Origin of the sequence: Phycicoccus sp. 3266, assembly GCF_031456495.1 — a bacterium.
GTDB lineage: Bacteria > Actinomycetota > Actinomycetes > Actinomycetales > Dermatophilaceae > Pedococcus.
Map to the genome: position 1 here is coordinate 318,356 of NZ_JAVDUW010000003.1, position 23,372 is coordinate 341,727.

25 protein-coding genes are annotated in these 23,372 nt (G+C 76.3%); 7 read left to right on the plus strand and 18 right to left on the minus strand.

The features are described from left to right. Position 1 precedes the first annotated feature (1 nt). From J2X64_RS15885 to J2X64_RS15925, 9 genes are read right to left on the minus strand one after another with little or no spacing between them, the layout of a single operon-like run. Positions 2-1,456: a V-type ATP synthase subunit B gene (locus J2X64_RS15885; protein WP_310156618.1), complete on the minus strand. Its 1,455-nt coding sequence runs from the start codon at positions 1,454-1,456 to the stop codon at positions 2-4. Then, the gene (locus J2X64_RS15890) at positions 1,453-3,183 is read right to left on the minus strand and encodes a V-type ATP synthase subunit A (protein ID WP_310156620.1); all 1,731 of its coding nucleotides are present in this window, start codon (positions 3,181-3,183) and stop codon (positions 1,453-1,455) included. Before J2X64_RS15890 ends, J2X64_RS15885 begins: the two co-directional genes overlap by 4 nt. Continuing rightward, positions 3,180-3,716: a hypothetical protein gene (locus tag J2X64_RS15895; protein ID WP_310156622.1), complete on the minus strand. Its 537-nt coding sequence runs from the start codon at positions 3,714-3,716 to the stop codon at positions 3,180-3,182. The genes J2X64_RS15890 and J2X64_RS15895 overlap by 4 nt, the downstream gene beginning before the upstream one ends. Then, a complete protein-coding gene (locus J2X64_RS15900; RefSeq protein ID WP_310156624.1) occupies positions 3,713-3,976 on the minus strand; it encodes a hypothetical protein in 264 nt (87 codons plus the stop codon). The genes J2X64_RS15895 and J2X64_RS15900 overlap by 4 nt, the downstream gene beginning before the upstream one ends. After that, a complete protein-coding gene (locus J2X64_RS15905) occupies positions 3,973-4,434 on the minus strand; it encodes an ATP synthase subunit C (RefSeq protein ID WP_310156626.1) in 462 nt (153 codons plus the stop codon). Before J2X64_RS15905 ends, J2X64_RS15900 begins: the two co-directional genes overlap by 4 nt. Beyond that, on the minus strand, positions 4,434-5,828 hold the full coding sequence (locus J2X64_RS15910) for a V-type ATPase 116kDa subunit family protein (RefSeq protein WP_310156629.1): 1,395 nt from the start codon (positions 5,826-5,828) through the stop codon (positions 4,434-4,436). Before J2X64_RS15910 ends, J2X64_RS15905 begins: the two co-directional genes overlap by 1 nt. Beyond that, complete coding sequence (locus J2X64_RS15915) at positions 5,815-6,735, minus strand: hypothetical protein (protein ID WP_310156631.1); 921 nt, start codon at positions 6,733-6,735, stop codon at positions 5,815-5,817. The genes J2X64_RS15910 and J2X64_RS15915 overlap by 14 nt, the downstream gene beginning before the upstream one ends. Then, entirely contained in the window at positions 6,732-7,184 is a 453-nt protein-coding gene (locus tag J2X64_RS15920) for a hypothetical protein (protein ID WP_310156633.1), read from the minus strand. The genes J2X64_RS15915 and J2X64_RS15920 overlap by 4 nt, the downstream gene beginning before the upstream one ends. A gap of 18 nt (positions 7,185-7,202) precedes the next feature. Then, positions 7,203-7,376, minus strand: a complete 174-nt coding sequence (locus tag J2X64_RS15925) for a hypothetical protein (protein ID WP_310156635.1) — start codon at positions 7,374-7,376, stop codon at positions 7,203-7,205. Positions 7,377-7,602: 226 nt separating this feature from the next. On the opposite strand from J2X64_RS15925, the gene J2X64_RS15930 reads away from it, so the two are divergent. The 4 genes from J2X64_RS15930 (at position 7,603) to J2X64_RS15945 (ending at position 12,271) form a co-directional block, all read left to right on the plus strand. Then, positions 7,603-8,220, plus strand: a complete 618-nt coding sequence (locus tag J2X64_RS15930) for a hypothetical protein (protein ID WP_310156638.1) — start codon at positions 7,603-7,605, stop codon at positions 8,218-8,220. 17 nt (positions 8,221-8,237) lie between these two features. Then, the gene (locus J2X64_RS15935) at positions 8,238-9,167 is read left to right on the plus strand and encodes a class I fructose-bisphosphate aldolase (RefSeq protein WP_310156640.1); all 930 of its coding nucleotides are present in this window, start codon (positions 8,238-8,240) and stop codon (positions 9,165-9,167) included. 95 nt (positions 9,168-9,262) lie between these two features. Beyond that, positions 9,263-9,700 (plus strand): Hsp20/alpha crystallin family protein, encoded by a 438-nt coding sequence (locus J2X64_RS15940; RefSeq protein WP_310156642.1) that lies wholly within the window; start codon positions 9,263-9,265, stop codon positions 9,698-9,700. A gap of 9 nt (positions 9,701-9,709) precedes the next feature. Then, complete coding sequence (locus tag J2X64_RS15945) at positions 9,710-12,271, plus strand: cation-transporting P-type ATPase (RefSeq protein WP_310156643.1); 2,562 nt, start codon at positions 9,710-9,712, stop codon at positions 12,269-12,271. Positions 12,272-12,340: 69 nt separating this feature from the next. On the opposite strand, the gene J2X64_RS15950 is transcribed toward J2X64_RS15945, so the two are convergent. The 3 genes from J2X64_RS15950 to J2X64_RS15960 form a co-directional block, all read right to left on the minus strand. Next, positions 12,341-12,508, minus strand: a complete 168-nt coding sequence (locus tag J2X64_RS15950) for a hypothetical protein (protein WP_310156645.1) — start codon at positions 12,506-12,508, stop codon at positions 12,341-12,343. Positions 12,509-12,595: 87 nt separating this feature from the next. After that, positions 12,596-13,099 carry a GyrI-like domain-containing protein gene (locus J2X64_RS15955; RefSeq protein WP_310156647.1) on the minus strand — a complete coding sequence of 168 codons (504 nt, stop codon included), beginning with the start codon at positions 13,097-13,099 and terminating at the stop codon, positions 12,596-12,598. A gap of 12 nt (positions 13,100-13,111) precedes the next feature. Next, the gene (locus J2X64_RS15960; RefSeq protein WP_310156649.1) at positions 13,112-13,507 is read right to left on the minus strand and encodes a hypothetical protein; all 396 of its coding nucleotides are present in this window, start codon (positions 13,505-13,507) and stop codon (positions 13,112-13,114) included. A 234-nt stretch (positions 13,508-13,741) separates the two neighbouring features. Between J2X64_RS15960 and J2X64_RS15965 the strand changes: the two genes are divergently transcribed. After that, positions 13,742-13,876 carry a hypothetical protein gene (locus J2X64_RS15965; RefSeq protein ID WP_310156651.1) on the plus strand — a complete coding sequence of 45 codons (135 nt, stop codon included), beginning with the start codon at positions 13,742-13,744 and terminating at the stop codon, positions 13,874-13,876. 107 nt (positions 13,877-13,983) lie between these two features. Continuing rightward, positions 13,984-15,021: a zinc-dependent alcohol dehydrogenase family protein gene (locus J2X64_RS15970; RefSeq protein ID WP_310156652.1), complete on the plus strand. Its 1,038-nt coding sequence runs from the start codon at positions 13,984-13,986 to the stop codon at positions 15,019-15,021. Positions 15,022-15,171: 150 nt separating this feature from the next. Here J2X64_RS15970 and J2X64_RS15975 read toward each other — a convergent pair whose 3' ends face one another. From J2X64_RS15975 to J2X64_RS16000, 6 genes are read right to left on the minus strand one after another with little or no spacing between them, the layout of a single operon-like run. After that, on the minus strand, positions 15,172-15,498 hold the full coding sequence (locus tag J2X64_RS15975; RefSeq protein WP_310156654.1) for a dsRBD fold-containing protein: 327 nt from the start codon (positions 15,496-15,498) through the stop codon (positions 15,172-15,174). Further along, positions 15,495-16,406 carry a universal stress protein gene (locus tag J2X64_RS15980; protein ID WP_310156656.1) on the minus strand — a complete coding sequence of 304 codons (912 nt, stop codon included), beginning with the start codon at positions 16,404-16,406 and terminating at the stop codon, positions 15,495-15,497. The genes J2X64_RS15975 and J2X64_RS15980 overlap by 4 nt, the downstream gene beginning before the upstream one ends. Beyond that, positions 16,403-16,723, minus strand: a complete 321-nt coding sequence (locus J2X64_RS15985; RefSeq protein ID WP_310156657.1) for a 2TM domain-containing protein — start codon at positions 16,721-16,723, stop codon at positions 16,403-16,405. The genes J2X64_RS15980 and J2X64_RS15985 overlap by 4 nt, the downstream gene beginning before the upstream one ends. Before the next feature lie 48 nt (positions 16,724-16,771). Continuing rightward, a complete protein-coding gene (locus tag J2X64_RS15990; RefSeq protein ID WP_310156659.1) occupies positions 16,772-19,522 on the minus strand; it encodes a cation-transporting P-type ATPase in 2,751 nt (916 codons plus the stop codon). Positions 19,523-19,536: 14 nt separating this feature from the next. Beyond that, a complete protein-coding gene (locus tag J2X64_RS15995; RefSeq protein WP_310156661.1) occupies positions 19,537-19,833 on the minus strand; it encodes a DUF1876 domain-containing protein in 297 nt (98 codons plus the stop codon). A 59-nt stretch (positions 19,834-19,892) separates the two neighbouring features. After that, complete coding sequence (locus J2X64_RS16000) at positions 19,893-21,269, minus strand: MBL fold metallo-hydrolase (RefSeq protein ID WP_310156662.1); 1,377 nt, start codon at positions 21,267-21,269, stop codon at positions 19,893-19,895. A 214-nt stretch (positions 21,270-21,483) separates the two neighbouring features. Here J2X64_RS16000 and J2X64_RS16005 point away from each other — a divergent pair, with 214 nt between their 5' ends. Beyond that, positions 21,484-23,283, plus strand: a complete 1,800-nt coding sequence (locus tag J2X64_RS16005) for a hypothetical protein (RefSeq protein WP_310156664.1) — start codon at positions 21,484-21,486, stop codon at positions 23,281-23,283. Positions 23,284-23,372: the final 89 nt, after the last annotated feature.

Consider the following 23,372-nt stretch of genomic DNA (forward strand, 5'->3'; position numbering starts at 1 on the left):
CTCAGCCGCCCGCTCCGCCGGCTGCCCTCTCGGCCGTGTCGAGGTGGGCGTCGAGCAGGTCGCTGGAGAGCATGGTCAGCTCCGAACGGGGCAGCGTGCGCAGCACCGTCCAGCACAGGTCCATGGTCGTGTCGAGCGACCGGGGCTCGCGCCGGCCCTGGTCGACCAGGCGCCGCTCGAAGGCCGCCTCGAGGCGCAGGTAGAGACGGTCGGTCCGGTTGAGCGCGTCGGCGCCCACGATCTCGGACAGCTCACGCACCTGCCGGGCGCGCGCCAGGGCGGCGATCAGCTGGGCGGCGACCTCGGCGTGGCCCTCGCGGGTACGACCCGGTCCGACGCCGCGCCGCATCAGGCGGGACAGCGAGGACAGGGGGTCCACGGGCGGGTAGATGCCGCGGGCGTGGGCGTCGTGCGACAGCACCACCTGTCCTTCGGTGATGTAACCGGTGAGGTCGGGCACCGGGTGCGTGATGTCCCCGGCGGGCATCGTCAGCACCGGCAGCACCGTGACCGACCCCGGCAGCCCCACGACCCGGCCGCACCGCTCGTAGAGCGAGGCGAGGTCGCTGTAGAGGTAGCCGGGGTACGCCCGCCGGCCCGGCAGCTCGCCACGCGCCGAGGAGACCTCCCGCACCGCCTCGGCGTAGCTCGTCATGTCGGCGAGCACGACGAGGACGTGCCGGCCGCGGTCGAAGGCGAGGTGCTCGGCCACGGTCAGCGCGATCCGCGGCGTGAGCACGCGTTCGACGACCGGGTCGTCCGCGGTGTTGAGCAGCAGGACCAGCTCACCGGCGCCGAGCCGCGCCTCCAGGGTGCCGCGAACGGTGTCCGCGTCCGCGTGCGTGAGGCCGAGTCCGGCGAAGACGACGCTGAACGGCTGGCCGCCCGCACTCGCCTGGGCCGCGACCTGCGCCGCCAGCTCGAGGTGCGGCAGACCGGCGGCGGAGAACACCGGCAGCTTCTGCCCGCGCACCAGCGTCGTCAGGGCGTCGATCGCCGACACCCCGGTGAGGACGGGCTCGGCCGGGGGCTGCCTGCGGGTGGGGTTGAGCGGAACGCCCGCCACCGCCCGCGTGGTCGCCGCGGTGACCGGCGGGCCGCCGTCGAGCGGCTCCCCGCGGCCGTTGCAGACCCGGCCGAGCCAGGACTCGCCCACCGGCACACGGAAGGGGTGGCCGGTGAACCGCACGGAGGTGCTGCCCGGCCGCAGTCCCTCGGTGCCCTCCAGCACCTGCACGACGGCGAGGTCGCGGCTCACCTCGAGCACCACGCCGTGCCGGTCGGGTTCGGCGCCGGACGCGCCGGACGCGGCGGGTCGTACGACCACGTACTCGTCCCAGCCCACCGGGTCCCCGGCCCGGACGACCAGCAGGGGACCGCGCAGGTCGGTGATGTCCCGGTGCAGCACCGGCAGCGAGGTGCCGTTGCCGCCGGTCACGCCGGCCGGCGTGTTCATCGCAGGGCCGCCAGGGTGGCCAGGACCCGGTCGCGTCGTGCGGCCACCGCCACGGTGTCGTCCGGCCCGGTCTCGGCGGCCGCGCGCAGCAGCGGCGACAGGTCGGCCTCCTCGACCGCGGCGGGGTCGACGGACTCCTCGTCGACCCGGCGCAAGCAGCCGTCCACGGTGTCGAGCACCGCCTCCACCAGCGCCGCCGCCTTGGCCGCCGTGCAGTACTCGTCGAGGGGGTTGCCGGCGCTCTGCTGGAGCACGCCCTCGCGCACGAGCCGGCCGGCCAGCAGCGCCACCCGGTCGTGCGCGGACAGCGACGTCACCCCGACGAGGGCCGCGAGCTCACCGAGGCGGTCGGCCTCGGCCAGGATGCCCGTCACCCGGGCGCGTCGCCGGCCCCACCCGGGGTCGCCGTTCCGGGCCCACCACGCGCCGACGAGTTCGGCGTCGCGGGAGAAGGACCCGGCCCACCCCACGGAGGGGTAGTGACGGGCATACGCCAGGTCGCGGTCCAGGCTCCACACACCGCGGACGAAGCGCTCGGTGTGGGCGGTGACGGGCTCGGTCGTGTCGCCCCCGGGCGGCGACACGGCGCCGACGATGGTGACCGAGCCGCTCCCGCCGCCGAGGGTCGTCACGCGCCCGGCGCGCTCGTAGAACGCGGCGAGCGCCGAGGACAGCCCGGCGGGGTACCCCTCCTCGGCGGGCAGCGCCCCCGAGCGCGACGCGAACTCACGCAGCGCCTCCGCCCACCGCGAGGTCGAGTCGGCGACGACCACGGTGTCGTAGCCCATGTCGCGGAAGTACTCCGCCACCGTGACGCCGCTGTAGATGCTCGCCTCGCGGGCCATCATCGGCATGTTCGAGGTGTTGGCGAGGATGACCGTGCGCTCGGCCAGCGGGCGCCCCGTCGCAGGGTCGGTCAGGGCGGAGAGCTCGCCCAGCACGTCCGCCATCTCGTTGCCCCGCTCGCCGCAGCCGACGTAGACGATGACCTGGGCGGCGCACCACTTCGCGATCTGCTGCAGCAGGACGGTCTTGCCGGTGCCGAAGCCACCCGGGACCGCCACGGTGCTGCCGCGGACGACGGGGAAGACAGCGTCGAGCACCCGCTGCCCGGTGAGCAGTGGCTCGGTCGCGGCGAGGCGCTCGAAGACGGGACGCGGCCGCCGGACCGGCCAGGACGTCGTGACCGCGACCGGCGTCCCGCCGACCCGCAGGACCGGGTCGTGCCGCCCCACCAGGCCTGCCCGCCGCACGTCGCCGACGACCCCGGAGACGGTCGGCGGCACGAGGACCCGGTGCTCGAGCAGGCCGCCGTCGTGGACGACGCCGACGCGCGCGCCCGGGCCGACCGTCGCCCCCTCGGCCACCTCCGGCTCCCAGTCGACGGGGTCGTCCCGCACCTGCGCGGTGGCCCGGGTGCCCAGCCAGGTCGGCGCGTCGTCGAGGGGCCGCAGCAGCCCGTCGAAGACGCCGCCCAGCAGGTGCGGGCCGAGCGACGCCGACAGCGGCCGCCCCAGCAACGACGCCGGCGCCCCCACCCGCAGCCCACCGGTGTACTCGTACGCCTGCAGCGTCGTCGTGGCGCCGCGGATCTCCACCACCTCGGCGGGCACGGCGTCCTCGCCCAGCGAGACGAGGTCCGACATGGCGGCGCCGGCCAGCCCCTCCACGACGACGAGGGGACCGCTGACCCGCACGACGGCCGCACCCCCGTCCACGGTGGTCACGGTGGGGTCCACAGGTCGGTGAGGTCGAGGTCCGCCAGGGCGTCCTCGACGAGGGCGGCGACGGAGGCGTCGACGGTCCGGCCCGTCCGGTCCCACCCGACGAGGCCGCCGTCCGCCGTGGTCTCGACCACGGCGCCCGGCCCCAGCTGGGAGCGGAGCCGCGCCTCGAGACCCCGTCGCCTGGCCGGGTCGTTGAGGAGCCCGGCCACCATGGAGCGCGCGCGTCCGACGAGCTCCTCGTGGACCCGTCCCTGGGCCCGCAGCAGGCGCTCGCGCGAGGCCCGGCGCTCGGCTGCCGCGGTCGCCTCCAGCCGTTCCGCCGCCTCGGCCCGCCCTCGCGCCCGTGCCTCCTCGAGCCGCGCGTCCACCTGGGCCCGGGCCTGCGCGAGCGTGGTGGCGGCGTCCGCGTCGGCGTCGGCGACGAGCCGGGCGGACTCCGCCCGGGCCGCCCGCAGCAGCGCCTCGCGCAGGGGGTCGAGCCCGGGAGGGGCGGCCGGCCCTGCGCGGCTGGTCTGCACCGTCGTGGCGCTCACGCGGGGACCACCACCGTCAGGGGGAGGCCGGACGGGGTGGCGCGCGTGCCCAGCCACGCGGCGGCCTGCGCGGTCAGCACCACCAGCACCGCGTCGTCGAGGCCCTCGTCCCACGCGAGCACCGTCTCCTCGGCGGACCGGGCGGGGAGGAGCGCGGCCCCGGCGAGGGTGAAGCCGGCCAGCTCCTCGGGGGACCCGAGCACGACCACCGTGCCCCGGCCGAGCTGCGCCCGGCCGCGCGCAGAGCCGGGCGCGCTCATGCCATCCCCACCAGGATGACCGAGATGATGAGGCCGTAGATCGCGATGCCCTCGGCGAGGCCGACGACGACCATTGCCCGCCCGAACAGCTCGGGCCGCTCGCTGATCGCCGCGAGCGCCGCGGACCCGGTGTAGGCGACGGCGATCGCCGCCCCGATCGAGGACCCGGCGACCGCGATCGCGGCACCGATGAGGGCCGCCCCGTTGGCGCTGCCGGCCGTCGTGGCGGCGACCGCCTGCGACGCTCCCACGAGCGCGGCGTGGGAGGGAGCGGCGTGGCTGGGGGCGACCCCGACCGCGACGAGGAGCACCGCCGCGGCCGCGAGCACCGCGCCGACGTTGGCGGCCAGCAGCCAGCGCACCCGGCGCCCGGCGCCGGACCGCGTGGCCCGCACGAGGAGCCACAGTGCGAGCAGCAGCACGGGGGCGAGCAGGGCAGCGAACAGGGGAGCAGGCATCAGGTCTCCTGGGGTGAGAGGGGGACGTGCCACGGTCGGAACGGCACGCCCTCGGTGTCGAAGACCCGCGAGAACAGCTCGTAGTACTCCAGCCGCAGGGCCTGGATCCCGGCCACGAGCCCCTCGAGCGCGAACGTCAGGGCGTTGCCGGCGACGAAGACCAGCGCCGCGGCGACCACCGCCACGCCGCCGTCGTGCCACAGGGCCGTGGTCGCGGACCACACGACCGCGGCGAGCGCGGCGTGCGTCATCCCGAACGCCGCGAGGCGGGCGAAGGACACGAGGTTGGACCCGAGCCGCACGACGAGGTCGACGAGCTCGACGACCGCCTGCGCGGCGCCGGCGCCACCACCGCCCGCCGCCACGAGGAGCCCTGCGTATGCCGCGACGAGCCCTGCGCCCGCGACCACCGCGCCGACGACGGCCAGCCACCCGACGTGGCCGTACCAGCCGCCCGCGAGCATCCCGAGGCCGAGGAAGGAGGAGGCGCCGGCGAGCCCGGACGGCGCGTACAGGGCTCGCCGCCAGCCGCCCTCGCGGTACCGGTTCACGGTGCCCAGCGCGTACGCGCCGGCGAGCAGCACGGCCCCCGCCGCGACACCGGCGACGAGCAGCCGTACCGGCTCCTCGAGCGGGCGCAGCCAGAGCGCGGGCAGCAGACCGGTGGGGCCGAACGCCTCGCCGAACGCGACCCCGAAGCCGGTGCTGGCCACCCCTGCGCCGAGCAGGAACAACCAGCCCGGGCGCAGCCTCTCGAGCCGGCGCCAGCGGCCCCAGCGGACGGCCGCCGCGGCGAGGACGAGCAGCAGCCCGTGCCCGGCGTCGGCGAACATCATCCCGAACATCACGACGTACGCCAGGCCGGCCAGCACGGTGGGGTCGACGTCGGCGTACGGCACCGTGGCATACGTCCGGACGAGGGCCGTGAGGTCGGTGGAGGCGCCGGTCGTGGGCAGCAGGGTCGGCGGCTGCACGCCCGCCGGGCGGGGCAGCGGCACGACCGCGCCCCCGTGGGGTGCCAGCCGGTCGGCCAGCCCCGGCACGGCAGTCGTGGGCATCCAGCCCGCGAGGGCGGCCACGCGCCCGCGCACCAGCGCGGCGGCCGACCGGGCCTCGAGCTCGGCCTCACCGGCGATGAGGTCCAGGCGACCGGCCTCCTCGCACGTCGCGAGGTCCGGTGCCTCGGGGGACAGCGCCGGGACGAGACCCGCCGGACGCCCGAGGCGGAGCAGCCGCTGGGTGGCGGCGCCGTCCGCGTGGTCGTCGGGCGGCGGGTCGAGCTGGACCGTCCCCGCGTCGGCGACGGCAGCCAGCACGGGGCGCAGGGCGCGACGCGGCCCGAGCAGCGCCACCCGCTGCATCGTCACCGGGTGCAGGACCTCACGCCACCGCATCGAAGCCCTCCACCGGGCGACCACCCCGTGACGCCAGCTCCAGGCCGGCACGCACCCGCCAGGCGTCGACGGCCAGCAGCGCCACCGTGCCCAGCACGGGCTCACCTCCAGGGGTGGGCCGGGCGACCAGCGAGCTCGCGTCCCGCTCCACGCGCCGCCACCAGGCGGCCTCGGCCCGCCACAGCTCGGCGGGGCCGTCGACCCCGGCGAGCGCCCAGGCAGCCGAGCGCGGCAGCGACCGTCGCAGCGACGGCAGGTCGGTCGCCGCGGTCGCCGCCCGGCCGAGCACCCGCTGGGCCGAGGTCCGGTACCCCGCCGGCGGGTCGACCTCCGCGGCCAGCACGCCTGCGGCGACGAGGGCGAGGGCACCCGCGGCCCACGCTGCGGCCACCGGGACGCGCGCCATCACCCGGTCCGCGAGCGCAGCCTGCATGGCGAGCCCCACCCCGCGCGGCCCCACGTCGCCGGGGTCGCCCCACGGTGACGCGGCGAGCACCGCCCGCACCTCGGCGGCGCTGGTGGTCGTGGACAACCGGGGCCACGCCGTGGCGAGCCCCCCGAGCCGGTGCGGCGGGGGACCGGGCAGCCCCGACAGGGCGCGCAGGTGGTCGAGCGTGTTGGCGACCTCCAGGGGCGCCACCAGGGGGCGCAGCAGCGCCACGCCGGACCGCGGCGCCCACCCCGCGAGGACCCGCACGTTCCACAGCCAGGTGTCGGTCACCGCCCGCTGCGCCTGCGCGAGCTCCTGCCCGGGCCGCACCTCGCGCCCGTATGCCGTGCCGGCGAGCGATGCGAGCGCTGCCTCCAGGGACGGGCTGGTCGCGAGCGCACCGGTGCCGCGCCGCCCCAGGCGGCGCCGGCTCATGGCCCGGGCGCGGACGCCTGCGGCCACCCACCCCGCGCTCACGACGGCGCCTGCCCCGGCGAGCCGACACCTGAGGGCTCGCACAGCGCCGAGACGACCGCGGAGACGTGGTCGAGGTACCGCGGTGCCACGGCTCGCGCGTGCTCGTCGAGGGCGGCGAGGCGGGCGTCGGTCCCGTTCGCCGGGCCCGGCGGCGCTGCGCCCAGGACGGCGGCTGACGCCGCCGAGCGCTCTGCCTCGGCGAGTGACGGGGCGCCGAGGCGCATCGCGTCGGCCCGGGCGGCCGCGTGGGCCCGTCGGGCCCCCGCCTCCCGCCGTCCCTCCTCGACGAGGGCGGTGCACTCCTCCTCCGTGGCGGCCAACGCGGCCAGGACGGTCGCGAGCTCCGCCGCCAGCTCCCCGGTGCGGTCGACGGGCACGCCGGAGGGCCCCGCCGGTCCCGGTGCCCCGGTGGGGCGGAACCGCAGGAGCAGGTCCCGGACGCGTGGCACGCCGACGGCCTGTCGGGGTCAGCGCTTGTCGTCGGGGGTGCCGCGGTCGCGGGACCGCAGCGCCGAGGACAGCGACGTCCCCAGGTAGCGGCGCAGGGCCGCCTGGAGCCGGGACTCGCCCTCGGTGGGCGGCCGGGACGTCACGGCGTCCGCAGCCTCCTTGCGTGCGCGGTCCCTCTCGATGTCGGACATGGCAGGTCCTCCGGTCCTCGAGGCGTGGAGGGATCTTCCGATCCCGGACGCCCCGAGCCTCGTCCGCCCCGCCGTCCCCCCACAGGGGCCAAGGTCCCCCGCGGCGCGAGCCGGCGCGGGCACCAGATGGGGACCAACGGCCCTGCCCGGGCGGGTGCCACCGGACGCATGCTCACAGGCAGGCAGGAGGGAGCGGGCCATGACCAGGAGACGGGGACGGTGCGTCGTGGCTTCGGTCGTGCTGGCCGCCGGGGCGCTTACGGGGTGCAGCGGTTCCACGGGCGGTGGGGGGACCAGCACGACCTCTCCTGCCTCCACCTCGACCTCGACGTCGTCGAGCAGCTCCTCGAGCAGCACGTCGTCCTCGTCGTCCAGCTCCTCGAGCACCTCGGCGCGCCCGACGTCCCCGGGCACGGGCTGGACGTCCGGCCCGACCGTCGTCACCCGGAACCTGGCGGTGCCACCCGTGCCGCGCGTCGTGCGGATCCGCGCGGCGGCGCACAGCTCCGAGGGCTTCGACCGGATCGTGTTCGACATCCAGGGGCGGCTGCCGGGCTACGAGGTCCGGTACGTCCCGGTGGTCGTGGCGGACGGGTCCGGCAAGCGCCTGGCCATGCCGGGACGCCGCTACCTGCAGATCGTCCTGCGGCCGGCCCAAGGCCACGACGACCAGGGGGAGCACGCCGTGAGCGGCCGGCACGACCTGGACTTCCCGATGCTCAAGGGGTACGTCGTGGCCGGTGACTTCGAGGGCGTGCTGACGATCGCGCTGGGGCTCGACGACGTCGTGGGCTACCGCGTGGGCGAGCTGCCGGGCCACATCTACATCGACGTCGCCGCCTGACCAGAGGAGTTCCAGCCATGTCCCACCGTGTCGACGAGATCCTGTCGTGGTACCCGGCCGACGACCCGGCGACCCTCGCGCACCTGCGCCGCATGCTCATGCAGGGCCGCACGGGTGGGTCGGGGAAGCTCGTCGTGCTGCCGGTCGACCAGGGCTTCGAGCACGGTCCCGGCCGCAGCTTCGCCGCGAACCCGGCCGGCTACGACCCGCGCTACCACGCGCGGCTCGCCCTCGACGCCGGGTGCAGCGCCCACGCCCTTCCCCTGGGTGCCGCGCGGTTGGTGGCGCCGGAGTATGCCGAGGACCTGCCCCTGATCCTCAAGTGCAACAACGCCGACGGCCTCTACGTCGGGGACGACCCCGAGCCCGCGGTCGTCGCCGGGGTGGAGGAGGCGCTGGCGCTGCGGTGCGCCGCGGTCGGCTTCACCATCTACCCGGGGTCGGCGCACCGGAACGAGATGTACCAGCAGCTGCGCGCCCTCGCGCGGGACGCCGAGGCCGCCGGGCTGCCGCTCGTCGTCTGGTCCTACCCCCGCGGGAGCGGGGTGTCGCAGGAGGGGCGCACGGCGGTGGACGTCGTGGCATACGCCGCACACCTGGCCTGCCAGCTCGGCGCCCACGTCGTCAAGGTCAAGCCGCCGACCGAGCACATCGAGTCGCAGGCCGCTCGCGTCGCCCTGGAGAAGGCGGGGGTCCCGCTCGCCACGCTCGCGGACCGGGTGCGCCACGTTCTGCAGTCCGCGTTCGACGGCCACCGCATCGTCATCTTCTCCGGCGGCGCCGCGAAGGAGACCGCGGCCGTGCTCGAGGAGAACCGGCAGACCGCGATGGGCGGGGGGTTCGGGACGATCATGGGCCGCAACTCCTTCCAGCGGCCGCACGACGAGGCGGTGCACCTGCTCAACAACGTCATGGACATCCACCTCGCGCAGGTGCCGGTGGGCTGACCCCCCGGTGGGGACCTTGGCCCCTGCCCGCCGCCGGGTGCCCCGACAACGGTGGAAGGACGGCACGACCCTCGTGCCGGGAAGGAAGTACCGCCATGACCACACTTGCCCGCCGTTCGACCGGCTCGATGATGTCCGAGCTCCTGGACTGGTTGGACCAGGGATCCCCGGCAGGGGTGCGGGGTCTCGGGCTGGCGCCCTACGTGCGGGTGGAGGACTACACGGAGGACGACACGTACGTGCTGCGCGCCGAGATGCCGGGCATCGACCCCGACAAGGACGTGACGCTGGACATCGACGAGGACGTCCTCACCATCCGCGGTGAGCGCCGCGAGGAGCAGAAGGACAAGAGCCACCACGAGTTCCACTACGGCGCCTTCACGCGCAGCATCCGGCTGCCCCGTGACGTCGACCCGCGCGAGGTCACCGCGACGTACGCGGACGGCGTGCTCGAGGTCCGGGTGCCGACGCACCACCCCGACCACAAGCCCGTCTCGATCCCGGTGCAGCGCGCCGAGAAGACCACGGACTGACGACCGACGGTGCAGCAGCCGGCCGCGGGCGGGTCAGGGTGGGGCGCCGGGGTGGCGCCCCACCCGCTGTCGCGTGGGCTGGACGAGGCCGAGGCCACCACCCGGCTCGGCCGCGTCGGTCCCAACGCCCTGCCCCCGCCGCGCCGCCCGTCGGTGGGCCGGCTGGCGCTGACGTCGCTGCGCGAGCCGCTCGTCCTCGTGCTGCTCGCGGCGATGGTGCTGACGACCCTGAGCCGGGACGTCACCGACACCCTCGTCATCGTCCTGGTCGTCATCGTCAACAGCGCCATCGGGATCCGCGAGCAGCTGCGGGCCGCGGCGGACGTCGAGGCGCTGCGCTCGCTGGTCCCCGTCCACGCGTCGGTGGTGCGCTCGGGGGTCGAGCGGGTCGTGCCCGCCGCCGACCTCGTTCCCGGTGACCTGGTCCGCCTGCGGGCCGGGGACCTCGTGCCTGCGGATGCCGTCCTCGTCGAGGGCGTGGGGCTGCGGGTCGACGAGTCCGTCGTCACCGGCGAGTCGCTCGACGTCGGCAGGCAGCCGGCGCCGGACCCCGGGCCCGTGGAGGAGCCGGGCACGCCGCCCGAGGAGGCGATGCTGCGCTCGGGAACCGTGGTGGTCCACGGCCGCGGCACCGCACGCGTGGTCGCGACCGGGCCGCGCAGCACGGTCGGCCGGATCGCCGCGCTCGCCTCGGGACCCGCGCACGCCTCGCCCCTGCAGCGGCGGATGGCCGGCCTCTCGCGCCAGCTCGCCGTCGTCGCGGTCGCGCTGAGCGCCGTGTACCTCGTCGTGGGGGTGGCGGCGGGGCAGCCGCTGCGGCTCGTCGTCCTGGCCGCGGTCGCCCTCGTCGTCGCGGCGGTCCCCGAGTCGCTGCCCCTCGTCGTCACCGTCACCCTCGCCCTCGCGGCCCGGCGGATGGCCAGGCACCAGGCGGTGGCTCGCTCGCTCGACGCGGTGGAGACCCTCGGCGCGGTGACCCTCCTGGCGACCGACAAGACGGGCACGCTCACCCACGGGCGGCTCAGCGTCACGCGCGGCTGGGTACCGGCGTCGGGGACGCTGGAGCACCTCGCCGACCTGGCCGTGCTGTGCAACGACGCCTCGCTCGACCCCTCGACCGGGACGCCGGTCGGGAACCCCGTCGACGCGGCGCTGCTCACGTGGGCCGGCGAGCAGGGTCGCCCGACCAGACCCGGCGAGGGCCGGGCCCGCGTGGGGGAGACGCCGTTCGACAGCACCCGCAAGCACATGACGACGCACCACCGCGGTCCTGGCGGCAGCGAGCTCACGGTGCGCAAGGGAGCGCCGGAGGTCCTGCTCGGTCCGGCGCCCCAGGCCGGCGCCCGGGCCCCGTTGCCCGTCGCGGACGACGAGGGCGACCCGGCGCCCGTGGCCGGGGACGGCGAGCGGGCCGAGGCGCTGGCCGTCGCAGCGGAGTGGGCCGCGGCCGGCAGCCGGGTCCTGGCGGTGACGGTCTCCGTGGAGGGCGGACCGCCCGCCGTGGCCGGCCTGCTCGCCCTCGCCGACCGGGTCCGCGACGCGTCCCGGCGCACCGTCGAGCAGTGCCGCGCCGCCGGCATACGCCTCGTGCTGGTGACCGGGGACCACCCCGGGACCGCCACCGCCGTCGCGACCGAGGTGGGCCTGCGGGAGGCAACCGCCACCGGGGACGTGGTCGCCATGGACGGCGGGCCGGTGCAGGAGGCGGACGCGCGGGCCACGGTGGTGGCGCGGGCGCGGCCGGAGGACAAGAGCACGCTGGTGGAGCTGTGGCAGGCCGGTGGCGAGGTCGTCGCCATGACCGGGGACGGCGTCAACGACGCACCCGCCCTGCGCCGCGCGGACATCGGGGTGGCGATGGGCGGTCGCGGGACCGACGTGGCGCGGCAGGCCGCCGACCTCGTCCTCACCGACGACCACCTCGAGACCGTGGTGACCGCCGTCCGCGAGGGACGCCGGGTCTTCACGAACATCCGCCGGTTCCTGCTCTACGGGCTGTCGGGCGGCGGCTCGGAGCTCGTCCTCATGCTCGCCGGCCCGCTCGCCGGGGTGCCCGTCCCGCTGCTGCCGGCCCAGATCCTGTGGGTCAACCTGCTGACGCACTCCTTCGCCGGGGCCGGTCTCGGCACCCAGCCGGTCGAGCCGGGGACGATGGACCGGCCACCACGACCGCCCGGGCAGGCGGTCCTCGGGGCCGGGCTGTGGTGGCGCGTGGTGCTGCTGGCGACCTGGCTGGGGCTGGCCAGCCTCGCGGCATCGCTGCTGGTCGGGGGCGAGGAGGCCCGGTCCGTCGCGCTGCTCTGCGTGGGTTCGGGACAGCTCGCCGTCGCGTGGGCGGCCCGGGCCGGGCGGACCGGCGACGGCTGGGTGGCCCGGTGGCGCGACGAGCTCGGGACCCTCGCGGCCGGTCTGGTCGCGGCGGCCGCCCTGCTGGCGGCGTCGGTCCTCGTGCCGCCGCTGCGCGAGCTGCTCGACACCCGCGACCTGGGTCCCGGTCCGTGGCTGGCGGTCGGGGTGGTTGCGCTCGCGTCGTACGTCGTCGCGCGGGTTGTCGCCCCGCGCACGTGGTGACGGACGCCGGCGGAGCAGGGCGGCACCGGATGTCCCCGGACGCGCCGGGCACGCTGGGTCGTGGCCGGGCTACGAGGCGCGCAGGCGGTGGCCGGAGCCGGCAGGGTGGTCGCGGCCGAACTCGTGCGCGAGGATCCGACTGGCCTGGCGGGGCGTGATCAGCTCGAGCCGGACCCACCCCTCGAGGTGGCGCTCGAGTGCGATGACGGGGATCTGCTCGCCGTGCGGTGTACCCATGTCGGAAGGGTCCCGGGGCGCCCGCTGCCCGCACAGGGACCTAGGGCCTGTCGGCCTCCGCCTGCGTGCCGCGGGCGACCGCAGGGGTCAGCCGGAGGCGGCGAGGGCCGCGTCGCCCGCGGCGAGCGTCGGCAGCACGACGACCGTCCGCGGCACGGGGACGTCGGGGGTGTCGAGGTAAACCTCCCACGCGTCGCCGGCCGGCGTGAGGTGGTGCTCCGCGGCATACGCGTGCAGCGCCTCGTGCGCCAGGCGGCTCTGGGCGTACGCGCCCCGGTGCGTCGTGCGCAGGGCCGTGCCGCCCGGCAGGTGCGAGACCTTGACCTCCCCCTGGCCCAGGGCCATGCCACTGACGGGGAAGCCGGCCTCCACCTCCAGCGTGCCGTCGTCCTCGGGGTGCACCCGCGCGAACGGCGGCCCCGCGATGTGCATCCCGTCGCTGCCGGCCACCCGCGCGACGCGGGCGAACGCCTCCTGCATGAAGGTGGCCACCTGGCCTCCTGCCACGGTGCCGTGCAGCACCAGGGTGGGCTCGTCGTGCAGCGTCACGGTCTCGACCTGGTAGCCGGACGTCGTCGTCTCACTGGTCATGGCATGTCCTCGTCACCACGGTGGGGGCGGCCACGCCGCCGACGGGCGACGGCCCGTCGCGTGCTGGCCGGGGCGGCGCAGGTGGCGCCGGCGCTGCAGTTCACGGGAGATCGCGGCCTCGTCGCGCAGGAGCACCTGCCGTTCGGCGGGCGCCTGCTGGCCCGGCATCGGCATCCCCGCGCCGAGCGCATGACGGCCGGCCACGCGACGGACGGAGCCGCGCTTCGCCGGCCTCGAACCGGCGGACGAGCCCGGCGAGGACAGCCGGTCAGCGGCGGGCACCGGGTCACGCAGCGCCTCCTCGCAGGCGGCCAGGCGCTGCAGCAGCTCGCGCACCGAAAGGTGCGTCAGGCCGTCCCCGGTGGGGTCGGCCGTGGGGGTCCGCGATGTCATCGACGTCTGCGGCATTCCTGCTCCCTCGTTCTGGTGCGGGATTTCCGCACCCGAGGTCGAGTCAACCCGCGGTCCGCGGCGGCGCTCAGGGTCATTGGTCCCGGGGCGGGCACGAAACTCGGCCGTTCGGCTGGTATCACCGCGCGACACGCCGCCGGACGCCGCGGCCCGGTTGCCGGTCGGTGCCGCCTGGCCGACGTTGGGAGCACGGGCGTGCTGGCGCCCTCGACGCCCGGGAGGGGGAGTGTGGTGGAGGAGGGGCGTCCGGACGAGCGACGGCTGAGCCACGCCGAGATGGAGGAGCTGCTCGAGATCCTCCTCGGCGGCGGCTGGTCGCGCCTGGGCGGCGACGCGCTGGACTGGTCCGACCTCGACGAGCACTGAGGCGGCGGCCGCGGGACCTGGGTCCTGGCGCCCGCATGATCCGTCGTGCTGGAGTGGGGCACGGGCCCGCGCACGCCAGGAGCCCGGGGACGGGAGAGGGGCTGCGGATGAGGGCTTGGGAGGTCACCGGCCGGGGAGGCGCGCCGGGACGGCTGCGCCTGGCCGAGCGCCGCGTCCCGGAGCCTGCGCCCGGCGAGGTGCTCGTGCGCGTCGAGGCGTGCGGGGTCTGCCGGACCGACCTGCACGTCGCCGACGGCGACCTCGCGCCGCACCGTCCGCGCGTCGTCCCGGGGCACGAGGTGGTCGGCACCGTCGTCGCCCCGGAGTCGGGCGGCCGCTTCCGGGCGGGAGACCGTGTGGGGGTCGCGTGGCTGCGGCACACCTGCGGCGAGTGCCGCTGGTGCCGCAGCGGCGCGGAGAACCTCTGCCCCCGAGCGGAGTTCACCGGCTGGGACCACGACGGCGGGTATGCCGAGTACGTGGTGGCGCCGTCCGCGTTCGCCTACCGCGTGCCCGACTCCCTGCCCGCCGAGCAGGCCGCACCGCTGCTGTGTGCGGGCATCATCGGGTACCGCGCGCTGCGCCGGGCGGCGCTGCCCCCGGGTGGGCGCCTCGGGCTCTACGGGTTCGGCGCGAGCGCCCACCTCACGGCGCAGGTGGCCCTGGCCCAGGGGGCCGAGGTGCACGTCCTCACCCGCGGCGCTCGGGCCCGGCTCATGGCACTCGAGCTCGGCGCGTCGTCGGCGGGCGACGCGTACGACGCGCCCCCCGTCCCGCTGGACGCGGCCATCGTCTTCGCCCCGGTCGGCGACCTCGTGCCGGTCGCCCTCGAGGCGCTGGACCGTGGGGGCTCCCTGGTGCTGGCCGGCATCCACCTGAGCGACGTGCCGGTCCTGGACTACCAGCGGCACCTGTTCCTGGAGAAGCGGCTCACGACGGTCACCGCCAACACGCGGGCGGACGGCGAGGAGCTCATGCGGCTCGCCGGACGGCTGCAGGTGCGGGCGCAGGTGACGAGCTACCCCTTCGAGCAGGCGGACACGGCGCTGGACGACCTCGCGACGGGCCGTCTCACCGGCGTCGCCGTGCTGACGGGCTGGTCGGACGAGGCGAGGGTGACCCGCGAACGCCTCGCGCGCGGATGAGCGCCCGGCGCGCTGGGAACCCGGCGGTGAACCTGGCCGCCGTGCCCGCGGAACCCGGCCGCCGTGCCTGCGGAACCCGGCCCGCGCGGGGCGCGCGGGGACGCTGGACACCGCGGCATACCCGGCATGTTGGCGCTGCGGCGCCGGCGCTCAGTGGTGCCGCAGCGACACCTCGTGCTCGCCCGTGACCTGGGCGATGTCGGCGGTCGCCCGCTCGAGCAGGCGATCGGCCAGGGCGCGCAATGCGCGGGCCGCGGCCACCTCGTCGCCGATCTCGCGGTCCGGCAGGTCGCCGGCCCGGCACACGGCGCGCCCGGTCGCGTCGAGCTCGCGGCCCGGGTTGGTGCGCAGCACGGCACGGGCCCACGTCCGGTCCCCGCGCTCGGAGATGGCGACCCGCACGAGCCAGTAGCGCATCGTGGCCGGGCCGCTGTCGTCGGCTGTGGGCACCGGTGTGGCGGCGGTCTCGGGCGTCATGACCCGTCCTCCGGCTGCCCGTCCTCCGGCCGCCCGTCCTCCGGTCGCACGACCATGACGGGGCAGTGCGCGTGGTGCAGCACGCCCTGGCTCACCGACCCCAGCAGCAGCCCGCGGAACCCTCCGCGGCCACGGGTGCCGACGACGACCAGCTCGGCATCGCGCGAGGCGTCGGCGAGGGCCTCGACCGGGTGCGCGTTGAGGACGACGGTCCGCACCGGCACCTGCGGGTACTTCTCGGCCCACCCGGCGACGGCCTGCGCCGCGAGGGCCGACTCCGACTCGGCGATCCGCTCGCGTGCCTCGTCGGACTCCAGCATGGTCATGCCGGTGTCGGCCAGCTCGATCGACCAGGTGTGCACCACCGTCAGCGGGGCGCCGCGCGAGTCGGCCTCGCGGAAGGCCTCGCCGATGGCCGCGGTGCTGAGCTCCGAGCCGTCCGACCCCACGACGACCCCCGACGGGGCGGAGCTGGTGGCGGGCAGCTCACGCACGACGACCGCGGGGCAGTGGGCCCGGGCGGCCACGTCGACCGACGTCGACCCGAGGAAGGCGCTCGCGACCGTGCCACGGCCCCGTGCCCCCACCACGACGAGCCGCGCGTCCCTGGACGCGTCGACGAGCAGCATCCCCGGGCTGCCGATCCCGGTGGCGGTCGTGACCTGCGTGCCGGGGGAGACGCCGTGGATGCGCTGGCGCGCGGCGTGCAGGATGCGCTGGGCCACCGCGTCGGAGGCCTCCATGAGGGGCTCGATGTGGGGTCCCTGGACCGGTACCTGGCGGCCGTGCACGAGCATGATGCCGCACCCCTCCCGGACGGCCTCCTCGAGGGCCCAGTCGAGGGCGCTGCGGGTGTACGTGGCTCCGTCGACCCCGACGACGATGGGGCGGCCGGTGGGTGTGGTCATGGGGTTCCTCCCGGGTGCTCGCGTCGGCGCAGGCGCTCCATCTCGGCCTGCACCCGCTCGGGTCCCGGCTCGGGCCACAGGACGTCCCAGGCGTTGAACACCAGGCCGATCCCCCACCCGAGCAGGATGAATACCGGCCAGAAGAACCCGGCGCCGGTGACGAACCAGATGGTGATGAGCAGGCCGTTGACCATGACGTACGACAGGACGTGCGCCATCAGCCCCCGCTTGTCCTTGAGCCGCTTGAGCGCCCGCTCCCGCAGCTCGGTGTCCTCCGTCGTGTCCTGACCCATCGGTGTGCGCACGTGGTCTGACATCCGGACCATCTCCCTTCCCGTTCTCCAGCATCGGCCCGCAGGACGGCCTCAGGGACGGGCCGTTGGTCCCGGCGCAGCGGTCGGCCGCGCCCGGCGCCGTCGCCAGCGCCACACCTCGTCCGCACCCCACACCAGCACCGGCATCGGGAGCAGCAGGGCGACCTGCCACGGCTCGGGTGCAGCGGTCGAGAAGACGCGCTGCGCGGCCGGCAGGAGCACCACCGCGGCCGCGAACGCGAGCTCGAACGCGATGCCCCACCCCAGCAGCGGGTTGGTCAGGAGCCCGGTGCGTCGCAACGACGCACGCTGGGTCCGTGCCGCGACGGCGGTCCCGACCTGGCACGCCACGATCGCGAGGAAGGACATGGTGGTCGCCTGCTGCCACGTGTGGTGCAGCGGTCCCGTCGCGACGTCGGCGCCGGGCCGCCAGCCGCCGGCCCGCAGGGTGACCAGGTTTGCCGTGAGCACCAGTGCCGCGGACAGGCCCCCGAGCAGCCCCCACGCCCGGCCGAGCATCGTCCGGTCGACCACGTTCTGGCCACGGCGCCGTGGGGGCGCCTCCATGATCCCCGGTTCCGCCGGCTCCCGTCCGAGCGCCAGCGCGGGCAGCGTCTCCGTGCCGAGGTCGATCGCGAGGATCTGCATCACGGTGAGCGGCAACGGGATCCGCCCACCCGACAGGGCGTACGCGAGGAAGGGCACGACCTCCGGGGTGGCGTGGGCGAAGATGTACACGATGAACTTGCGGACGTTGTCGTAGACCTGCCGCCCGGACCGGACCGCGGCGACGATGGTGGCGAAGTTGTCGTCGGTGAGCACCATGGTGGCGGCCTCGCGGGCGACGTCGGTGCCGGTGCGGCCCATGGCCACCCCGATGTCGGCCCGGCGCAGCGCCGGCGCGTCGTTCACGCCGTCCCCGGTCATCGCCACGACGTGCCCGAGCGCACGCAGGGCGTCGGCGATCCGCAGCTTGGCCTCCGGTGAGCTGCGGGCGAAGATCAGCTCCTCGTGCGCCTCGAGCAGCGCGTCCAGCTCGGCGTCGCCCATCGCGTCGAGGTCTCGCCCGGTCACCACCGGGGTGCCCGCGTCGCCGATGCCGACCTGCTGCGCGATCCCCTTGGCCGTGAGCCCGTGGTCGCCGGTCACGATGACGAGCCGGATGCCGGCGGAGTGGCAGGCCTGCACGGCCGGCGCGATCTCGGTGCGCGGCGGGTCCACCATCGCGACGAGGCCGAGGAGCGTGAGGTCGCGCTCGGCACCGGCCCGTTCGAGCCGGTCGGGCTCCGCGGGGGACACGCGGCGGGACGCGACCCCCAGGACCCGCAGCCCCTCCCGCGCCCACGCGTCGACCAGCGCGAGGACGGCCGTGCGGTGGTCGTCGGTGAGCAGCAGGTCCGTGCCGTCCTGCGCCCCGACGAAGCGGCACAGCCCGACGAGCGACTCGGGTGCCCCCTTGGTCAGGACGACCCGGTCACGCCCGTCGGCGTGCACGGCCGACATCCGCTTGAGCGCCGGGTCGAAGTGGAACACCTGGAGCCGGTCGGCGTGGTCCGGGACGGGCAGGCCCGCCAGCGGGGCGGCGCGCAGCAGCGCGACCTCCGTCGGGTCGCCGTGCTCGACCGCCGGGGCGGACGGGTCCCAGGTGGCGCTGGTGCAGGCTGCCGCCGCGCGGACCAGGCGCCGTGCCCCAGCCAGGGGGGCGGTGGCGGACGGGTCGACCGTGGTGGTGCCGGACGGGGTCCAGCATCGGACGACGCGCATGCGGTTGAGCGTCAGGGTGCCGGTCTTGTCCGTGCAGATGACACTGGTCGACCCGAGCGTCTCCACGGCAGAGATCCGCTTGACCAGGGCCCCGCTGCGGGCGAGCAGCCGGACGCCCAGGGCCAGGGCGAGGGTGATCGTCGGGAGCAGCCCCTCGGGCACGTTGGCCACGAGCAGCCCGATGGCGAACTGGACCGTGTCCGCCACCGACATCCCGGCCACGAGCGTGCCGACGGGGATGAACGCCAGCCCGGTGCCGACGGCCACGAGGGCGATGAGTCTCGCGACCCGGGTGACCTGCTGCTCGAGCGGGCTGGGGTCGGGCTCGGTGCGCTGGGCCAGCGCCGCGATGCGCCCGAGCTCGGTGTGCATGCCCGTGGCGTACACGACCGCCTCCACCTCACCGCCCACGCACGAGGTGCCGCTGAAGAGCAGGTCGGTGGCCTCGAGCAGCGGGGCGTCGAGGCGGCCCTCGACGCCCCGGGCGACCGGGAGCGACTCGCCGGTCAGCGTCGACAGGTCGACCTCGACCGAGCCGCTGAGGATCCGTGCGTCGGCGGAGACCCGCTCGCCCTCGCCGACCGCCACGACGTCGCCGGGGACGAGCAGCCGTGCCTCGAGGGTCACGAGCTCGTCGTCGCGCCGGACGCGCACCTGCTGCGGGAGGTAGGCCTCGAGCGCCTCGACGGCGCGGACCGCGTGGCGCTCCTGGGCGAAGGCGAAGACGGCGTTGAGCAGCACGACCACGACGATCGCGACCGCGAGCGGGACGGTGCCGCTGGCGAGGGCCAGCAGCGCGGCGAGCCACAGCAGGGCCGCCAGCGGGTGCGTCAGCTGCCGGAGCAGCTCGCGGACCCACAGGCGCCGCCCGGACCGCACGAGCACGTTCTCGCCGGTGACGGCCAGCCGCCGGGCGGCCTCACGACCGGCGAGCCCGCGGCGGCTCGTGCGCAGGTCGCGCAGCAGCCGGTCCGCCGACTCCCGCGGGTCCGGCTCGCCCCGGGCTGCGAGGGTCGCCGCGGACACGGTGCCGGTCATCGGGCCCGGACGGTTCAGAGCGGACGCAGGGTGACGTCGTGCTCGCCGGTGACCTCCTCGATGTCCCCGGCGGCCGTGTCGAGGAGCCGGTCGGCGAGCCGCCGCAGCGCGCGGGCGACGGCCACCTCGTCGCCGATCTCCGGGACGTCGCTGTCGTGGGGCCCGCGGGCGCTGTCCCCGGCCGCCTCGATCGGCGTGGGGGAGTCGCCGTGCAGGACGGCACGGGCGTGCGTGGCGCCCTCGTGCTCGAACAGGGTGAGCTGGACCTGCCACTGGCGGATGCGCGGCGGGGTCGATGCCGAACCGGTCATGGGTCTCTCCTTCGCGGGGCCGGGACCGCCCGGGACCGGGCGGTGCGGGTGGTGGGCCGTCACACGACGACCCGCTCGCCGAGGCGCGGGAGCGCGACGGCGCAGTCCAGGTGCTCGCGGACCCGGTGGGCCAGCGCGTCCCGGGAGGCGGGCTCGCCGTGGACCAGGTAGACGACCTGGGGTGGCCTGGGCAGCCGGTCCAGCCAGGACACGAGCTCGTCGGCGTCGGCGTGGACCGAGAAGGTGTCGTCGACCACCACCTCGGCACGCACGCGGACGTACTGCCCGAGCACCTTGAGCTCACGCACCCCCTCCTGCAGCGAGCGCCCGCGGGTCCCCACCGCCTGGTAGCCGGTGAGCACCACGGTGTTCCTGGCGCGCGGCAGCAGGCTGGCGAGGTGGTGCACGACGCGGCCCCCGGTGGCCATCCCGGAGGCGGAGACGATGATGCAGGGAGTGCCCGGGGTGTTGAGCCGCCGGGACTCGTCGGCGGTCCTGGCCTCGTGCACGTCGGTCATCTCCAGCAGCTCGGCGATGGCGTCCGGTCGCATCTCCGGTGCGAGGTCGGGGCGCTGGTAGACCTCGAGGGCCGCGAGGGCCATCGGGCTGTCCACGTGGACGGGTACCGCCGGGATGCGGCCCTGCGCACGCAGCCTGGCCAGCGCGAGCAGCACGAGCTCGGTGCGGTCGACGGCGAAGGCCGGGATGAGGACGGAGCCCCCGCGCCCGATGGTCCGGCGGATGGCAGCCGCGAGCGGCTCGTGCTGGTCCGAGCCCGCGGAGTGCGGGTGCAGTCGGTCGCCGTACGTCGACTCCAGCACGACGACGTCCGCGGCAGGCGGGTCCTCGCGCGGCAGCAGGAGCGGGTGGGTGGGGCGACCCAGGTCGCCGGAGAAGAGCACCGAGCGCCCGCCGGTCGTGACGTGCACCGAGGCCGACCCCAGCACGTGCCCGGCGCGGTGGAGGGTCACCGTGGCCCCGCCCGCGGTGTGCTGCGCCGTCGCGAACGGCACGGGCCGCACGAGGTCGAGGACGCGCTCGACGTCGGAAGCGGTGTACAGGGGCAGCGCGGGGTCGTGCTTGGAGTACCCCGCCGCCTGGGCGTATGCCGCCTCCTCCTCGAGCAGGTGCGCACTGTCCCGCAGCACGATCGGGAGCAGGCCGGCGGTGCCGGCGCTGGCCCACACCGGACCGTGGAAGCCCTGGCGCACCAGTGCGGGCAGGTAGCCGCAGTGGTCCAGGTGCGTGTGGGTGAGGACGACGTCGTCCACGGTCTCCGGGTGCCCGATGGTGTGCTCCCAGTTGAGCCGGCGCCAGGACCGCTCGCCCTGGTAGAGGCCCGCGTCGACCAGCGTCCGCGAGCCCGCGTGCTCCACGACGAACTTGCTGCCGGTCACGGTGCCGGCCGCCCCGGCGAAGCTGAGGATGACGGACACGGTGGCTCCCTCCGGCCGCCGCCGGCTGGTCCCGACGTCTCGTCCTGCGGGGCGGCCCACCGCGGACTGGAACCATCGTCGGGGCTCCCGGGCGCCCGACCACAGGGACCTTGGACCCGGGCCGGCAACCCGCTGCCGACGGGACAGTGGGCGCAGGGGAGGGAGGCTGGTGAGGGCGGTGCCGGGGAGGACGTTGACGCGTGACGGCGCGCCCGTGGTGCTCCGGGTACCGCGCCTGGACGACCTGGACCGCATCCAGCGACTGCTCGACGGGTTGTCCCCCCGGTCCAGCTACCAGCGGTTCCTCTCCGCGTCCCCCCTGTCGGAGGAGTACACGGCGGTCCTGCTGGACCGGCACCGGACGCTGGACGCCCTCGTCGCGACCATGGGGGACGCCGTCGTCGCCGTGGGGTCGACCCACCGCCTCGACGCGGACAGCGCGGAGTTCGCGGTGGCCGTCGCCGACCGCGTCCAGGGCCACGGCGTGGGGACGCTCGTGCTCGAGGGCCTGGTGGACCGGTCGCTCGCGCGCGGGCTGCACACGCTCAGCGGGCAGGTCCTGGGCACCAACGGCCAGATGCTCGACGTCCTGCGCCACCTGGGCCCCGACGTGCGCGTGGACGCGTCCGAGGGGGTCGCCGACGTCTGGATCGACCTGGACCGCGTGGAGGACCTCCACCGCGCCATGGGCGCGCGCACCGACATCGCCTGGCACGAGTACCTCGAGCCGCTGTTCCACCCGGAGTCGGTCGTGGTCGTGCACGAGGACGGACCCGAGCGGTGGGCCGCGGGACCGGGTGCGCTCCGGGTCCACAGCAGCGCTCCCGTGCGCCACCTCACGGTGCCGCTCCGTGGCCCCGGCCGCGAGTTGCCGCCCCTGCTGGACCTCGCCGTCGTCGGCGACGTCTCGGACCCGGCACGCGTGGTCCGTGACGTCGTCGGCGCCGGGGCCAGGGCGGTTGTGCTCGGGTCCGGACGGCCCGCCCAGGAGGTGACCACGACCGTCCTGGAGGCCGCCCGAGTCGCCGCAGCCATCGGCGCCCGTGTCGTGGGGCCGGGGGCGCGCCTCGTCGCGGGGACGCGGGAACCGGGCGCACTGGGGATCGGGACGGCGGCCGCGCACCTGCGACCCGGGACGGTGGCGGTCGTGGGCGACCGGGGCCGCGGGACCGAGCTCGTCACGCGGCTGGCCCGGCACCACGTCGGCGTCGCGGCGGCTGTCGACCTCGGTGCCGCGGTCGGCGTGGGCGTGCCGGACGCCGCCGCCTGGCTCGCGGGCGAACCGGGGGTCGGTGTCGTGCTCGTGTCGTCGGACACGACGAGCGGCCGTGCGCTGGCCCGGGCCCTGGCCCACCAGGCGCCGCACGGGGCGCCCGTGGTGGCCAGGCTCGGCCAGGGGCCCACGACCGGGGGCGGCTCCCCGTGGTTCGTGCCGGCCGCCGACGTGCACGAGCTGGTGTCGACCGGCCGGCTCTGCGCCACCGGCACCGGGTCCCAGGCAGCACGGGTGGTGCTGCTGACCAACGACCCGTGGAGCGGGCACGCGGGTGCCAACCGGCGCCTGCCGGCGCTGGGCCTGTCGCTGCCCGACCTCACGCAGTACGTCGAGCGCCGGGTCAAGGCGCTGGTCCCGGGCACGCGCGTGCGCGGTGCGGTCGTGGCCCTCGACCGCGACGTCGAGGCGGGACAGCTGGCGGCCGTGCTCGACAGCCTGTGCGAGGAGCCGGGCGTGGACGCGGTCGTCGTGGACGTGGCGCCCACGCCGCGGCTGCGTCGGCGGGAGCTGGACCGGGTCGTCGGCCTCGTGCACGAGTCGCACCCGGGCGTTGCCCTCCTCCTGGTGGACGGGGGACCGGTCGGTGCGCACGGGCACCCGCTGCGCAGCGACGTGCCCGGCTTCGCCGACGACGTCACGGCACTGCGGGCCCTGGCGGTCGCCGGTCGTGCCGGGCGCCTCGAGGACTGCGAGGGCCTCCTGCCCCCGCGGGGAACCGGCGGCCACCGGCGTCAGTGACCGGGTCCCACGCGCCCCGTCCGTGACGCGCCCTGCCCGTGACGTGCCCCGCACCCGTGACCCCGTGGGCACGCACCCGTGGCCCCCGG